This is a genomic window from Mesorhizobium sp. M1307 (assembly GCF_040318155.1).
Lineage (GTDB): Bacteria > Pseudomonadota > Alphaproteobacteria > Rhizobiales > Rhizobiaceae > Mesorhizobium.
In genome coordinates, this window is the sequence record NZ_JAMYLR010000005.1 from 234,426 (window position 1) to 249,091 (window position 14,666).

The following is a 14,666-nucleotide window of genomic DNA, read 5'->3' on the forward strand; positions in this document are numbered from 1 at the left end:
TGCCTTCTATTTCTTTCGGCCAGCCGAAACGACAACCGGGGGCGGTTCGATGGCACCTGCCCTGATACGGGCCGGCTTGAGTGGCGGCTGGCCGGCATCCTTGACGATGGTCAACGCCCGCCGGAAGAAGCGGGCATTGTGCTGGCCGCGGCCGATATTGAGGATCGCGGCGTCGGGAAGGCGCTTCTCCAGCATCGACAGCACTTGCCTCAGCGTTGGGCCGTCGAACGCGTCCAGCGCCTCGTCGATGATCACCCATTTCGGCCGTCGCAAGGCCAGCCTGGCAAAGGCCAGCAGACGCTGCTCGTCGTCGCTGAGCTCACGCTCCCAGCGCGCCGAGCGATCGAGCGAGGACGACAGGCGTTGCAGCCCGACATCGGCCAGCACCTCCGAGATCTCGGCATCGCTCGCCTCCGCCGCGCCGTCTGAATGGTTGAGCACCTCGCGCAGCTTGCCGAGCGGGAAATAGGGGGTACGCGGAACAAAGATCGGCGCTTCTCCGGCCGGCATGCCGATCCGTCCGCTGCCCCATGGCCACAGACCGGCAATGGCCCGGAAGAACAGCGTCTTGCCGGCGCCCGGATCTCCGGTGATCATGACCCGGTCGCCGGCGCGGATTTCGACATGCGGCTCGGCAAGCTTGGTGCATCCCTCCGGCGAGGCGACCTCGAGTTTCTCGAAGGTCAGGCTGCCGTCCGGGTTTTCGCCGAACGAAATGCGCCTTTCCGTATGGTGCAGCGCGTCGGTGTCGCCAAGCGCGATGCGAAAGTCGGCGACCCGCATCAGCGTAGCGCGCCAATCGGCGATGCCGCCGATATTGTTGATGAACCAGCGCAGCGACGAATGGACCTGGTTGAAAGCGCCGACGGCCATCATCAGGCCGCCAAAGCTGATATCGCCGGCGAAATAGACCGGTGAGGCGACCAGGATCGGTGCGACGACAGTGATCCAGCCATAGGTGTCGGTAACCCAGGAAAGATTGATCTGGGCGCTGTAGATGCGCCGCATGGCGCCCAGCACCATGCCGAGATCGAATTCGAGCCGGCGCCTGGCATCGGCCTCGCCGTGCGCCAGCGCGATGGCATCGACATTCTCGTTGACGCGAACCACCGAGGAGCGCAGCTCCGCTTCACGCGTATAGCGATCGTTGTTGAAGCGGATCAACGGTCGCCCGACCAGCCAGCTCAACCAGGAGGCGGTGCCAGCATAAAGGATCGCCGCCCAGACCATGTAGCCGGGTATGGCCAGCAAATGGCCGCCTATGTGGAAGACGAAGCCGGAAGACAGCGACCACAGGACCCCAACGAACGAGGCAAGCAGGATGCAGGACTGCAGCAGGCCGATGCCAAGACCGGTGGAAAGATCGGAGAGATGCCCGGCATCCTGCTGCAGGCGCTGGTCGGGATTGACGCCGATGGCGCCGGCATGGGTCAGCCGGAAGGCACGCGCCGGCCGCATCCATTCGTCGATCAGGTCGAGCGTCAGCGCCTCGCGCAGCTTCAGGCGGAGCATCTGGTCGAGCCAGGTCTGGCCGACATTGAGCACCACAAGCCCGCCGGCGATGCCGGCAAAGACCAGAAGCTGATGCAGGAAAGCCGGCATGTCGCGCCGCGCAAGCGCGTCGTAGAAAGGCTGGTTCCAGCGATTGAGCAGAACCTGCCCGATTGAGCTCGCCACGATGACGGCGACGATGCCGATCGCTGCCCAAAGCAATTGTTTTCGCAATGGCGAGCTGGTCAGTGCCAATTTGATTGTTGCCAGCTGCTCACGCAGGCTGCTGGCTTCGATCGACGTGGCAAGCTTCTGGGCGCTGGCCTCGACATCCGGACGATCATCCATCGGTTAAATCCTTGCATTCGGAGCAATGCCAAACCGGTCATAGGATCGGCCGCACGGCCTTCAATCGGACAGCAAACCTGATATCGTCAGATAGGCGTGAAAAAGCACGTCTCGGATCACGAACGCGTCATCCTGGCGGTGCCGGGTGTTCGGCCCGCGACAGCCGGCCAAGCGTCGGCGCGCCATGCGGCGAGAGAACCGGCACGAAGACGCGGCGGGACGCGCGCTGGGCAACCGGCACGCCTTGATAGAGCCGCTTCTGCGCCTCGACGACAATAACGCCCGAAAAGATCGGCCAGAAGCGCCGGCCGGCGCGTTCCAGCACGTTATGGAACTGCATCATGAAACGTCGCGGCGACGGCGGGAAGAACAGCGCATCGGACCACGCCGCCGGCGTGAAATTCGCTTCGCGCAGCAATTCGGTCAGCTGGCCGCGCGAGAACGGTCGGCCATTGCCGAAAGGCGTATGCTCGAAGCGTGCCCAGACACCGCGCCGGTTGGGCACGACGATGACGACGCGGCCGGCCGGCGACAGCACCCGCCAGATCTCGTTCAGCGTCTCGCGCGGGTTCTCGACATGTTCGAGCGAATGGACGAGCAGCATGCGGTCGATGCAGGAATCGACCAGCGGCAGTTCCTCATCGAAGACCAGCGCGGTCGCCGTCGGCCCGGTCGCCGGCCAGACCACCGCGCCCTGTGTTGCCGGCATGAAGGCAAAGACACGCTCGGCATCGCTGCCGAAGCGTTCCAGCCACGGCAAGGTATAGCCGAGGCCGACCAGCCGCTCGTTGGGCACGACGGCCCATATCGAGGACAGCGCCATGGTGATCGAGCGTTCGGCCAGGCGGCCGAGCGTGGTTGAATAAAACGAACGGAGATCGACAATGTCTGAATGCATGCGCGGAACGGTAGCTTCGAAGCAGTCCAAGTTCAACAAAGGCAGATGACATCGGCTGGCAGGCGCCCTATGTCTGCGGCAATAAAGGGAGAGATGCGATGCCGGTCGAGATCGAACAATTCATGTGCCGCAGCGACAATTTCGGCGTGCTGGTGCATGACCCGAAAAGCGGTCAGACGGCGCTCATCGATGCGCCCGAGGAGGCGCCCATCCTGGCGGCGATCAAGCGCACCGGCTGGACCCCGACGATGATCCTGACCACTCACCACCATCTCGACCACGTCGAGGCCAATCTGGCGCTGAAGGAGCGCTTCAAGCTGCGCATTGTCGGGCCGGAAGCCGAAAAGGCAAAGATTCCCGGCATCGACGAAACTGTCGAGCAAGGCTCGGTCGTCCATCTCGGCGACGAGCGGATCGAGGTCATCGCCACACCCGGCCATACCGCCGGCCATGTCACCTATCATCTGCCGGCGTCGAAAGTGGCTTTCGCCGCCGACACGCTGTTTGCGCTCGGCTGTGGGCGGCTGCTCGAATGCAAGCCGCCGGTGATGTACGAATCCCTGAAGAAGCTCGCGGCGCTGCCGGCCGAGACGGTTATCTATTGCGGCCATGAGTATACGCTGGCCAATGCCCGTTTCGCGCTCACCGTCGACCCGACCAATTCGGCGCTGAAAGAGCGCGCCGCCAAGGTCGAGGCGCTGCGCGCCGACGGCAAACCGACGCTGCCGACGACGATCGGCGAGGAACTGTCGACCAATCCGTTCCTGCGCTGGCACGATCCGGCGATCCGCAGGCATCTCGGCCTGGAGAAGGCCTCGGATGCCGAAGTGTTCGCCGAGATCCGCAAGCGCAAGGACAATTTCTGAGCGGCGCCAGGAGCTAGGGTCATGACCAGTTCCGCCGAAATCATCGCCCTGCTCGGCCTGAAGCCGCATCCGGAAGGCGGCTGGTATGCCGAGACCTTTCGCGACGGCGCGGAAGGCGCCCGCGGCCATTCGACGGCGATCTATTTCCTCCTGGAGAAGGACCAATTGTCGGCCTGGCACCGGGTCAGGGACGCGGCGGAGGTCTGGCACTTCTATGACGGCGCGCCGCTGGCGCTGTCGATACACCGAGAAGGCGGTCCCGTCATCGAGGAGATCCTCGGTACGGCACTTGCCGCGGGCGAGCGGCCGCAGATCGTCGTGCCGGCAGGCTGGTGGCAGTCGGCGCGCAGCCTCGGCGAATGGACCCTGGTCGGCTGCACCGTGGCGCCGGGTTTCGATTTCGCCGCCTTCGAACTCGCCGAACCAGGCTGGCTGCCGGGCACGCCCTAGGCACCTTAGCCCAACAGGAAACCCAGCGTGACCGCCAACTGGCCGACGTAATACAGCACCCAGACTGCATGGCGCACCCAAATGCGGTGCGGCGAGATGGCGGGCAGCAGGAACTTTTCCGCAGCGAGCAGCCCGTCGGACAGCATGAGCAGGACGACGCCGACGACGACCCAGACGCTGTTCAGGGTGAGCGCCGCAATGCCCATGGCAAGCAGTGCCGCGGCATGGATGCCAATCGGCAAACGCAAGGCCGGGCCGATGCGGCGCCAGAGCGCGAAAACCATCGCCAGCGCCAACACGGCCATCGCCAGGGCGATAATTCCTCGCCACGGTTCGGCCGAGAGCAGCCCGAGGCCGCTGCCGGCGCGCAGGAACAGCACGACGTAAAGCACATGCGCGGCAAGAAAACTGGCCGTGCCGCCAAGAAATGCCTTCTCGCCGTCGCGCGACAGGAAGGCGTCGCCGATGGCACTGGCGCCCAGCGCGGCGACGAGCAGCCATGGGCCGCCCTGCTGCGCGACCAGCACCGCCAGCATCGCCACCGCCAATGTCCTTGCCGCCGACCGCGAAAGGCGCGGCGGCATGCCGAGGCTGAACGCGTAAATCACCGCCGCCGCCAGCGAAAACAGCAGCGTCGCATTGGCATTGGCATCGATGCCGCCGGAAAACGGCATCAAGCGTTTGCCTCGCTCGTAGCCCTCTTGCGCAGCAACAGCGATTTCGCCGCCAGTGCCGCGCCGCCGGTGATCAGCACGCAGGCGGCGAGGATGCGCCATGACGGCTCGGCGAAGCCGGCGGCGATCAGCACCAGGGTGGACAGCAGCGGCGCGGCATAGCTCGCCGCCCCCAGCACCTGGATGTTGCCGCGCTTGACGCCGATGTCCCAGGCATAGAACGCCGCCCCCACCGGCATCAGACCGAGGCCGAGCACGGCCAGCCACTGGCCGGCGCCGGCGGGCAGCACCGTCTGTTCAAGCAACAGATGGCAGATGAGCGAAAGGGCCGCGGTGGCGGCGCAGAACCAGGTGACGATGCTGGTCGGCACCGACGGGAAGCGTCGCGACAACAGCGAATAGGACGACCACAGCACCGCGCAGACGCCGGCCATCGCGTAGCCGAAGGCATAACGCGCGTCGAAGGCAAGCCCGCCGCCCTTGGTGACGATCAGGACCGTGCCGGCAAGGCCGAGCAGCGCGCCGGCGACGTGGTTCCAGGCCAGCCGCTCGCCCGGCATCAGCGCCGACCCCAGCACGATCAGCAGCGGCCACAGATAGGCAATCAGGCTGGCCTCGACGGCCGGCGCATTGCGCAGCGCGGTGAAATAGAAGAAGTGGTAGCCGAACAGGCCGGCAATGCCGATCACCCAGACCTGGCGCGGTATCTTCGCGGCCCCGTCGGCTGCCGGCATGAACAGCCGGGCAACCAGCCCGACGCAGGTGCCGATCGTGAAGGTGATTGCTGAAAGCAGGAACGGCGGCACGGCGCCCGAGGCATCCGTAAGCAGCGCCAGCAGCGCCCACATGGCGACCGCGCAGAAGCCGATCAGTGTTGCGCGCGCCATACCCGTCGCCCCCTGCCCATCGTTGGCGGCGCACCATCACGCCTATTCGTTTGCTTCGAACCGCTCTGCGCTGATCGTCAGCGGGCCGATTTGCGTGCTGACCGTGGCGCGGATCGGCGCATATACGCCGCTTTGGCCGACCGGTGCAAACGTCACCATGATGCGGCTGCGTTTCTTCAGGTAGTTCAGCGCCTTGCGGTTCTTGCGGTAACCGGCCACCGGCTCGAAGCCCAGCCTGCAGGTGACCGTATCGCCCTTGTAGCCGGCCACCGAGATCGACCCTTTGGACTCGTAGGTCAGTTTCAGATCGGCACGCATTTCGCCGTCATAGAGCTTCACCGTGCGCCCGCAGACCTGGTCGAGGCTGTCGGCATGGATGACGGTGGCGGCCATCGGATCGAGGACCGATACGAGATGGCTGCCGGCCAGCGGTATCCAATTCTCGGGATTGCGCTTCTTCGGCTCAGGCACGACCTTGGTCGAGGTGACGACGCCGTTGGCAAACTGGATGTCGATCATCGATGCCTTCTTGCCGGACGTGTAGTCGGCGTGGAACGCTTGCGGCTGCAACTGCTTGCCCGAAATCTTGCCCTTCGACGAGATCGTGCCTCGCGTGTCGTCGAACAAAGTGGCGAGCCCGGCGGCGGAAACGCTGCCCTCGATCGAATAGGTGTCGCCCTCGTAATGGCTGGAGAATTTCGCCTTGGCCACGGAGAGGCCGAGGAACGACACCGAATATTCGCCCGTGAAGGATTGCGGCTCAGCGGCCGAAACCGTCGTCGAAAGCGCGACGGCCATCAGCACGACCAGGGCATGGAGGAAAGAACGAGGCATGGCGGGTCCTTGATTGTCGACCGGACGGGGCGGCTCCGGTCTGGCATGTCCCTGTGCGACCGCTTATAGGCTGAATTCCGGCCTTAATGTGAAAGGCGCCGTCGGCAGGCAACGTTGGGGCTGGTCGACAGCCAAAATAAAAAACCCGCCTCGGCGGGCGGGTCGTTGGAGCCAATTAGCACCATACCGAAATTAGTAGCATAGCTGCCGGCACAAAGCAAGAACAAAATGTGGCCACCTGGAAAATCGCTACAGGTTTGCGCAGCCCCTCATCGCCCTGCCGGGCACTTCTCCCCGTATAGGGACGGGGAGAAGGTCGCCTTGCAAAGGGTTTCGCCAATTTGCGAAGTTGCAGAAGCGCCGAGCCTGCGGCCAAGCCCCTTCTCCCCGTCACTATACGGGGAGAAGGTGCCGGCAGGCGGATGAGGGGCAGCGCCGGCATCGGTCATCTTTTGATTGATTCCCTTGGCACTAACCAACCCCAAGCTTGACGCCTCGGCGAAATGCAACTATGGAACGCCAACTTTTTCCATAAGGCCGCCTGACCGAAACCGCGCGCCACCCGGCGCGGGTCGAATGTTTGGCCAGGACCGAGAACCGAAGGTTAGAACCATGTCCCGCACCTGCGAACTCACTGCCAAGGCAGTCATGTCCGGCAACAATGTGAGCCACGCCAACAACAAGACCAAGCGTCGCTTCCTGCCCAATCTCGTCAATGTGACGCTGATCTCGGAAGCGCTGAACCAGAACGTGCGCCTGCGCATTTCGGCCAACGCGCTGCGTTCGGTCGAGCATCGCGGCGGCCTCGACGCCTTCCTGGCCAAGGCCGATGCCAAGGAATTGTCGCAGCGCGCCCGCCTGTTGAAGAAGCAGATCGCCAAGAAGCTCGCCGAGCAGCCGGCCGCCTGAGTTTTTCGGCGGCAGCCGCCTTCCAGGGCGCGGTCCGAACTCCGGATCGCGTTCCGCTGGTTCCATTACCCAGGATAAAAAAATGATTTTCCTCTCGCGGTACCTGCCCTTCGTGGCGGCCATGGCGCTCGTCGTCGTGGCCTCGAACATCCTCGTGCAGTTCCCGATGCAAGGCGCAATCGGCGGGCTGTCGCTGGCCGACATCCTGACCTGGGGCGCCTTCACCTATCCGTTCTCCTTCCTGGTCACCGATCTCGCCAACCGCCGCTATGGGCCGGCGGTGGCGCGCAGGATCGTCTTTGTCGGCTTCATGACAGCGGTGATCTGCTCGATCGTCATCCCACCGCTGCTGTTTCGCCACGGCCTGATCGAATTCGAGACCGCCGCCGACCGGCTGGTGCGCATTGCCGCGGCGTCGGGTGCCGCCTTCCTCACCGCGCAGTTGCTCGACGTCACCGTGTTCAACCGGCTGCGCCGGCAGAGCTGGTGGCGCGCACCGATCGTCGGCACGCTGGTCGGCTCCGTTTTCGATACGGTGGTGTTTTTCACCGTCGCCTTCGCGGCGGCGTTCGCCTTCGCCGGGCCCAACGACGGCTTTGCGCTGGAAACCGCGCCGCTGATGGGCGTGCTGCCGGTCGAGACGATGCGCTGGGTCTCCTGGGCGCTCGGCGATCTCAGCGTCAAGCTGATCATAGCGGTGGTGGCGCTGATCCCCTACCGGCTGCTTGCCGCCCGCTGGAGCCAGCCGGCACTGGCAGCATGATCCCGAAAAGTGGGAACCGGTTTTCGGACAAGATCATGCTCAAAGACTATCGAGCATGATCCCCTGGCTTCAACTGGACTCGGCAAAAACGCCTGACGGCGGACAGGAACTCCGCCTGAAGCGGCGCGGCGGCGAATTCTCGATCATGCTTGGCGCGAACGAGCTGATGAACAGCCGGCTCAGCGGTTCCGAAGAGGCGCTGGCGAAACTGTCCTGCCAAAGGATTGCCGGCCGCCGGACCCCAAACATCCTGATCGGCGGCCTCGGCATGGGCTTTACCTTGCGCGCGGCGCTGGCCGAGCTTGCCGACGACGCCCAGGTCACCGTTGCCGAACTGGTGCCGGCGGTCGTGATTTGGGCGCGCGGCCCGATGGCCGAGCTGTTCGGCGGCTGCCTTGACGACCCGCGCGTCAGCATTCGTGAGGCCGATGTCGGTCAGCTCATCCGATCGCAAGCTTCGGCCTGGGACGCGATCCTGCTCGATGTCGACAACGGCCCCGAGGGCATCGTCTACAAGGCCAACGATGCGCTCTACAGCGCAGCCGGCCTGATCAGCGCGAGAGCAGCTCTCAAGCCCGGCGGTGTGCTGGCGGTCTGGTCGCAGGGCCCTGACGCAGGTTTCACCCGAAGGCTCAAGCAGGCCGGCTTCACGGTCGAGGAGGTCAACATGCGGGCCCACGGCAAGCGCGGCGCCCGGCACGTCGTCTGGATCGCGAGCAAAGGGCAATAGGCCCCTCGCAATCCGGGCGGGCCTTGTGGACGCCGCCCGGTACACCGACGAACCTCTACCTCGCCTTCTGAAGCTCGGCGGCGAGCGCCTGCAGCAGCCCGCGCGTGCCCTCCTCGCGCCCTTGCGCTGAATCGACACCATCGAAGAAGGCACCCTGTTCGGTATAGGTCAGGCGGGTGCCCTCGCCGGAGGGTGCAAGCTCGACCGTGGTGAGCGACGCCGACAGCGGCTGCGCCCCGACCGCCATCCGGTATGAAAATACGATGCGCCGCTCAGGGACGATATCCTGGAACTGCGCATCGAGCCTGATTTCCGGGCCGCCCTGATAGCTGAACCGCGAAACCTCGCCGCCGCCGACATGGAAATCGAAGGTGAATTCGGCGATGGTGAAGCCGTCGCCTTCGACACGCCAGCGCCGCACCGTCGCCTTATCGGCAAAGGCGAGGAAGACGCGTTCGGGCGATTGCGGATAGGTCCGCTCGATCGTGAAGGTCGAATGGATGACGGAGTGCTGGTCGTTCACGGGGGCAATCTGGTTCATTTCTTTTCGTCCTTTTCCTGGTCGTGGAGTGTTGCGTTCGGTTGGTCAGTCTCCGCCAGGATCTGGCCGAGACGGTCGAGCTGGCGTTCGGCCGGCGTACGGTGCGCGGCGATCCAGTCGGCGAGCGGGGCGAGCCCGCCGGGCTCGATCCGGCAGGTGCGCACGCGTCCGACCTTCTCGCTGCGGATCAGCCCGCACGCTTCCAGCGCCTGAAGATGCTGGAGCACAGCGGCGAAGGTCATGCCGAACGGCTCCGCCAACTGGCTGACGGTGGCCGGCCCGCGGCTCAGCCTTTCCAGGATTGCCCGGCGCGTCGGCTCGGCAAGAGCCCGCAGGATGCTGTCGATCTCGGAATACTTAAGCATGGACTTGAGTATTTCGCCGATGACACAAATTGTCAAGTCACGACTAAAGTATTTTTGCAGATGGTGAGAGCCGGCTGGAAAACCCGCGACGCGGGTCATTGCCAGGGGAAATTGCAAGGGAAATTGCCTGCGCTGCAAAACGGCGCGGAAACGCCAGCGATGCTGTCAGCCAGCAGGCCGGTCGCGCGTCAATCCTCGTGCAGCACAAATTCCAGGTAAAGATTGCGCTGGAGGATCGAGTGGTTGTCGTCGGACATCAGCGACACGATCAGCGCGCCATCGTCGCGGGTCCAGACGTCGAGCGCTTCCATGTTGTCGATCTGGTAGCCCATGTCGGCTTCGAGCAGCACCGGCCCGTCGGCGACGGCGCCCTTCTCGACGCTTTCGCCATAGATGCGCCGCAGCCGCATCTTGACGCCGCCGGCCATCGAAAAACTGCGCTCCAGAAGCAACAGGTCGCCGTCCGGCAGGAAGGCGCCGTCGGTGATGTCGAAATCGCCATTGCGCTTGATGGTGAAGACGCCCTTGCGCGGCCCTTCGATGATCGCGGCAAAGATGTTGCCGGTCTTGTCGAGGCTCTTTTCCGACACCACGACCAGTCCGCCCGCGTGCTGCCCGTTGAGATTGGCGCGGGTGACGGTCTCAAAGCCGCGATTGCGGCGAAGTTCCCAGGCCGGAATCAGGAAATCCAATTGCCTGAACGGCGCCTTCATGCCGTCCGGATCGATCTTGAACTCGGCGATACGGTGATCGCGCTCGAAACCAACTGTGGCAATGCCGTCCTTGACCGCGAGGCCTTCGGCATCGACCGCCCATTTCTCGTCGATCGGCTGGCCGGCCGCATCGACCATCTGCTGCATGCGAAAATTCTGGATGCCGGAAGGCCGCTTGTCGGCATCGTGGACGAGGGTGCCGAAGAACCAGAAACCGGTGTCGGCAACGCCGATGAAATCGCTGCCTGGCTTGAGGAACCGAAGCGCCGACAGCGCGCCGAAATCGCGCGTCGGCGAGGTCATTTCGAGCCCGCCGACGAATTCGAGCGGCCCGAACTGTTTTTCGTCATTGCCGATGCGAAACTGGGTTATGGGCCGTGCCGAGATTTCGGCCGGCTCGACCGAGGCCGGCCCGGCAGCGACAGCCGGCGCCAAACTGACGCCCAACAACGCAATGGCGGCCAAAAGCTTCTGCCAAAAGCCGCCGCGGGAAAAAATCATCCGGCGCGCCGCATGCCGCCGCGCCGCGTGTCGCGCACGGTTTCCTCGGCGAACAGCGAGGCCAGCTGCTCGGTCATGGCGCCGGCCAGTTCTTCGGCATCGACGATGGTGACGGCGCGGCGATAGTAGCGGGTGACGTCGTGGCCAATGCCGATGGCCAAAAGCTCGACCGGCGAGCGCGTCTCGATGAGCTCGATGATGGCGCGCAGATGCCGCTCGAGATAATTGCCCGGATTGACCGACAGCGTCGAATCATCGACCGGCGCGCCGTCCGAGATCATCATCAGGATCTTGCGCTGCTCCGGCCGCGCGATCAGCCGGTTGTGCGCCCACAGCAGCGCCTCGCCGTCGATGTTTTCCTTGAGCAGGCCCTCGCGCATCATCAGGCCGAGGTTGCGGCGCGCCCGACGCCACGGATGGTCGGCGGATTTGTATATGATGTGGCGCAGATCGTTGAGCCGGCCGGGGTTCGGCGGCTTGCCTTCCTTCAGCCATTTCTCGCGCGCCTGTCCGCCCTTCCAGGCGCGGGTGGTGAAGCCGAGGATTTCGACCGAGACGCCGCAGCGTTCCAGCGTGCGCGCCAGGATGTCGGCGCAGGTCGCGGCGACGGTGATCGGCCGGCCGCGCATCGAACCCGAATTATCGAGCACCAGCGACACCACCGTGTCGCGGAATTTGGTATCGCGCTCCTGCTTGAAGGACAGAGGCTGCATCGGGTCGATGACGACGCGCACCAGCCGTGCCGGATCGAGATAGCCTTCTTCGAGGTCGAAATCCCAGGAGCGGTTCTGCTGCGCCATCAGGCGGCGCTGCAGCCGGTTGGCCAGCCGCCCGACGACGCCGGAAAGGTTGGCGAGCTGCTTGTCGAGGAAGGCGCGCAGCCGGTCGAGTTCCTCCTCCTCGCACAGTTCCTCCGCACCAACGGTCTCGTCGAAGGCCGTGGTGAAGACCTTGTAATCGATCTCTTTCGGCAGATTGGTGAAGGGGTTGTCGTTGCGGCGCGCCTCGCCGGGCGTCTCCGCATCGGCGTCGTCATCGTCGGAGAGATCCTCGGCGGTAGCGTCGGAGGCTTCCGTCTCGGCCGATTGCTCGTCGTCCGACGATGCCTCGGTATCCTCGGACTGCGACTGCTCGGAGCCGGAATCGTCTTCGCCGCCCTCCTCGCTCTGCTCCTCGCCTTGCGGTTGGTTTTCGTCGTTGTCCTCGGAGTCTTCCGTCTCCTGGTCATCGCCGAGCTCCTCGGCCATTTCCATGGAGGCGAGCATCTCGCGCACCACGCGGGCGAACGCCTGCTGGTCATCGAGCTTTGCCGACAGCCCGTCGAGATCGGCGCTGGCTTTTTCCTCGACCCAGGGCCGCCAGAGATCGACCAGCCGTTCGCCGCTTTTCGGCACAGTGCGGCCGGTCAGCTTTTCGCGCACCATCAGCGCCAGCGCTTCCTCGATCGGCGCGTCGGCCTTGTCCTTGACGTCGACGAGGTTGGTCCTGGCGTATTTGTCCTCCAGCATCGAGCCGATATTGTCGGCGACGCCCTGCATGGCGCGGCTGCCGATCGCCTCCACCCGGGCCTGCTCGACCGCGTCGTAGATGGCGCGGGCCTGCTTGCCTTCCGGCGCCAGCCTGGTGTGGATGCGCGCATCGTGGCAGGCGCGCTTCAGCGCCATGGAATCGCCGAGCCCGCGGGTGATGGCGATGTCCGCCTTCGATGCCTTCTTCGGCAATTCCGGCAGCCGGGCGCGGCTGCCGGCCAGCGCCGGCCGGTCCTTGGCGAAGCCGACCTCGAGATCCTTGTCGCCGGCGATGGCGCGCATGCAGACGGTGACGGCGCGCTTGAAGCTGTCGTTCTCAGCGCCGGTCTTGGATTTGTTTCGCGTGTTGTCGCCCGGACCCGCCATCGAGACTCTGCTTAGCCCAGCACCACATTGGCAGCCGATTCCGGCAGATCTTCGCCGAAGGCGCGCTGATAGAACTCGGCGACCAGCGAGCGTTCCAGCTCGTCGCATTTGTTGAGGAAGGTCAGCCGGAACGCCATGCCGATATTGCCGAAGATTTCGGCATTCTCGGCCCAGGTGATAACCGTGCGCGGGCTCATAACCGTCGACAAATCGCCGTTGATGAAGGCCGAGCGCGTCATGTCGGCGACGCGGACCATCTTGTTGACGATCTCCTTGCCCTTGCCGTCGCGGTAGTGCTTGGCCTTGGCCAGCACGATGTTCACTTCATTGTCGTGCGGCAGGTAATTCAGCGTGGTGACGATCGACCAGCGGTCCATCTGCGCCTGGTTGATCTGCTGGGTGCCGTGGTAGAGGCCGGTGGTGTCGCCCAGCCCAACCGTGTTGGCGGTCGAAAACAGCCGGAAGGCCGGGTGCGGGCGGATGACCCGGCTCTGGTCGAGCAGCGTCAGCCGGCCCGACGATTCCAGCACGCGCTGGATGACGAACATCACGTCCGGGCGGCCGGCATCGTACTCGTCGAAGCACAGCGCGACATTGTGCTGATAGGCCCAGGGCAGGATGCCGTCGCGGAATTCGGTGATCTGCAGCCCGTCCTTGACCACGATGGCGTCCTTGCCGACGAGGTCGATACGGCTGACATGGCTGTCGAGGTTGACGCGCACGCAAGGCCAGTTGAGCCGGGCGGCGACCTGCTCGATATGCGTCGACTTGCCGGTGCCGTGATAGCCCGACACCATGACCCGGCGATTGTAGGCAAAGCCGGCGAGGATCGCCATGGTCGTGTTCTTGTCGAACAGGTAGTCCGGGTCGATGTCGGGGACATGCTCGCTCGTCACCGCATAGGCCGGCACCACCATCTTGGAGTCGAAGCCGAATGTCTCCTTCACCGACACCGTGGTGTCGGGCAGGTTGGCGATGTCGCGATCGACCTTGTTCATCTCTATCAACGTCTCCACAAGCGAAACGCCGCGTTTCGCCGGCAATCGATTTTGTTCGGGGGCGGTCTTAGAGCCTTTTCCAACCTTATGAAAGTTGGAAAGCGACACGAACCGTATGGTCGCTCAGCACAAACCTGCCTGCTTGAGCACGCGATACGCCTGGAGCACATCGCGGAACCGGTCTTCCGAACCTCTGTCGCCGCCATTCGCATCCGGGTGGTGGCGTTTCACAAGTTCCTTATAGCGCGCCTTGATATCCTTGCCAGTTGCCTTTGTATCAAGGCCAAGCGTTTCCAGTGCCTTGGCCTCAAGCGGCTTGGCCTTGCGCTCGCGTGCTTCGCGCGGGTCTTTCGGGCCTTTGAACAGGTCGAACGGATCGCGCATGCGATTGTAGTAGCCGGCGCGGCCGGAGCGCGCCTGGGCGAAGTCTGGCGAGGAGCGTGTCGAGGCGCCGTTGACGCCCATTTTCCAGGTCGGCCGGTGGCCGGTCATGGCTTCCTTCTGGAAGCGGGCGATCTCGGTATCGGGAACGCCCGAGAAATAATTGAAGCCCTTGTTGTACTCGCGCACGTGATCGAAGCAGAACTGGAAATACTCGCCTTCCTTCATCCGTCCGACCGGGGCACGGTGGGTACCGGCCTCCTTGCAGCCATCCCACTGGCAGATCGGCGAACGCGACTTCAGCTCCGCGTCCTTCTCCGGGCGGATGCGAATCTTCTCGAAATATTTTGGGTACGGCTTCATCTCACCCATTTATGGGCTGTTCGCGGATGCGAAACAAGAATTGACATTTTCGCGATGAT

Annotated in this window: 16 protein-coding genes; 5 read left to right on the forward strand and 11 right to left on the reverse strand. The window is 64.2% G+C overall.

Annotated elements, in window-relative coordinates; translation table 11 throughout:
• Positions 1 to 6 precede the first annotated feature (6 nt).
• Positions 7 to 1,839 carry an ABC transporter ATP-binding protein/permease gene (locus tag NKH16_RS09550; RefSeq protein WP_352743746.1) on the reverse strand — a complete coding sequence of 611 codons (1,833 nt, stop codon included), beginning with the start codon at positions 1,837 to 1,839 and terminating at the stop codon, positions 7 to 9.
• Between the two features lie 127 nt (positions 1,840 to 1,966).
• Positions 1,967 to 2,737, reverse strand: coding sequence for a class I SAM-dependent methyltransferase (locus tag NKH16_RS09555; RefSeq protein ID WP_352451212.1), 771 nt, complete (start codon positions 2,735 to 2,737; stop codon positions 1,967 to 1,969).
• Positions 2,738 to 2,835: 98 nt separating this feature from the next.
• On the opposite strand from NKH16_RS09555, the gene gloB reads away from it, so the two are divergent.
• Both gloB and NKH16_RS09565 read left to right on the forward strand, forming a co-directional pair.
• Positions 2,836 to 3,603, forward strand: a complete 768-nt coding sequence (gene gloB / locus NKH16_RS09560) for a hydroxyacylglutathione hydrolase (protein ID WP_352451211.1) — start codon at positions 2,836 to 2,838, stop codon at positions 3,601 to 3,603.
• Positions 3,604 to 3,624: 21 nt separating this feature from the next.
• Positions 3,625 to 4,053, forward strand: a complete 429-nt coding sequence (locus tag NKH16_RS09565; protein ID WP_352451210.1) for a cupin domain-containing protein — start codon at positions 3,625 to 3,627, stop codon at positions 4,051 to 4,053.
• Positions 4,054 to 4,058: 5 nt separating this feature from the next.
• Here NKH16_RS09565 and NKH16_RS09570 read toward each other — a convergent pair whose 3' ends face one another.
• The 3 genes from NKH16_RS09570 to NKH16_RS09580 are packed head-to-tail and all read right to left on the reverse strand — an operon-like array spanning position 4,059 to position 6,448.
• On the reverse strand, positions 4,059 to 4,727 hold the full coding sequence (locus NKH16_RS09570) for a lysoplasmalogenase family protein (RefSeq protein ID WP_352743744.1): 669 nt from the start codon (positions 4,725 to 4,727) through the stop codon (positions 4,059 to 4,061).
• Complete coding sequence (gene yddG, locus NKH16_RS09575) at positions 4,727 to 5,614, reverse strand: aromatic amino acid exporter YddG (RefSeq protein WP_352451208.1); 888 nt, start codon at positions 5,612 to 5,614, stop codon at positions 4,727 to 4,729. The genes NKH16_RS09570 and yddG overlap by 1 nt, the downstream gene beginning before the upstream one ends.
• 42 nt (positions 5,615 to 5,656) lie before the next feature.
• Positions 5,657 to 6,448 (reverse strand): DUF3108 domain-containing protein, encoded by a 792-nt coding sequence (locus NKH16_RS09580; protein WP_352451207.1) that lies wholly within the window; start codon positions 6,446 to 6,448, stop codon positions 5,657 to 5,659.
• Positions 6,449 to 7,060: 612 nt separating this feature from the next.
• Between NKH16_RS09580 and rpmB the strand changes: the two genes are divergently transcribed.
• The 3 genes from rpmB (at position 7,061) to NKH16_RS09595 (ending at position 8,850) form a co-directional block, all read left to right on the forward strand.
• Positions 7,061 to 7,357: a 50S ribosomal protein L28 gene (rpmB, locus tag NKH16_RS09585; protein WP_006328411.1), complete on the forward strand. Its 297-nt coding sequence runs from the start codon at positions 7,061 to 7,063 to the stop codon at positions 7,355 to 7,357.
• An 82-nt stretch (positions 7,358 to 7,439) separates the two neighbouring features.
• Positions 7,440 to 8,120, forward strand: coding sequence for a queuosine precursor transporter (locus NKH16_RS09590; RefSeq protein WP_352451206.1), 681 nt, complete (start codon positions 7,440 to 7,442; stop codon positions 8,118 to 8,120).
• 55 nt (positions 8,121 to 8,175) lie between these two features.
• A complete protein-coding gene (locus NKH16_RS09595; protein WP_352899140.1) occupies positions 8,176 to 8,850 on the forward strand; it encodes a polyamine aminopropyltransferase in 675 nt (224 codons plus the stop codon).
• A gap of 55 nt (positions 8,851 to 8,905) precedes the next feature.
• On the opposite strand, the gene NKH16_RS09600 is transcribed toward NKH16_RS09595, so the two are convergent.
• The 6 genes from NKH16_RS09600 to NKH16_RS09625 form a co-directional block, all read right to left on the reverse strand.
• Complete coding sequence (locus tag NKH16_RS09600; protein WP_352743740.1) at positions 8,906 to 9,391, reverse strand: SRPBCC family protein; 486 nt, start codon at positions 9,389 to 9,391, stop codon at positions 8,906 to 8,908.
• The gene (locus NKH16_RS09605; RefSeq protein ID WP_352743883.1) at positions 9,388 to 9,756 is read right to left on the reverse strand and encodes an ArsR/SmtB family transcription factor; all 369 of its coding nucleotides are present in this window, start codon (positions 9,754 to 9,756) and stop codon (positions 9,388 to 9,390) included. The genes NKH16_RS09600 and NKH16_RS09605 overlap by 4 nt, the downstream gene beginning before the upstream one ends.
• A 188-nt stretch (positions 9,757 to 9,944) precedes the next feature.
• Positions 9,945 to 10,970 (reverse strand): esterase-like activity of phytase family protein, encoded by a 1,026-nt coding sequence (locus NKH16_RS09610; RefSeq protein WP_352743738.1) that lies wholly within the window; start codon positions 10,968 to 10,970, stop codon positions 9,945 to 9,947.
• Positions 10,967 to 12,865 (reverse strand): cobaltochelatase subunit CobT, encoded by a 1,899-nt coding sequence (gene cobT / locus NKH16_RS09615; protein ID WP_352743737.1) that lies wholly within the window; start codon positions 12,863 to 12,865, stop codon positions 10,967 to 10,969. The genes NKH16_RS09610 and cobT overlap by 4 nt, the downstream gene beginning before the upstream one ends.
• 11 nt (positions 12,866 to 12,876) lie before the next feature.
• Complete coding sequence (gene cobS / locus NKH16_RS09620; RefSeq protein ID WP_352451201.1) at positions 12,877 to 13,863, reverse strand: cobaltochelatase subunit CobS; 987 nt, start codon at positions 13,861 to 13,863, stop codon at positions 12,877 to 12,879.
• A 123-nt stretch (positions 13,864 to 13,986) separates the two neighbouring features.
• Positions 13,987 to 14,616, reverse strand: coding sequence for a J domain-containing protein (locus tag NKH16_RS09625; RefSeq protein WP_036238769.1), 630 nt, complete (start codon positions 14,614 to 14,616; stop codon positions 13,987 to 13,989).
• Positions 14,617 to 14,666 lie beyond the last annotated feature (50 nt).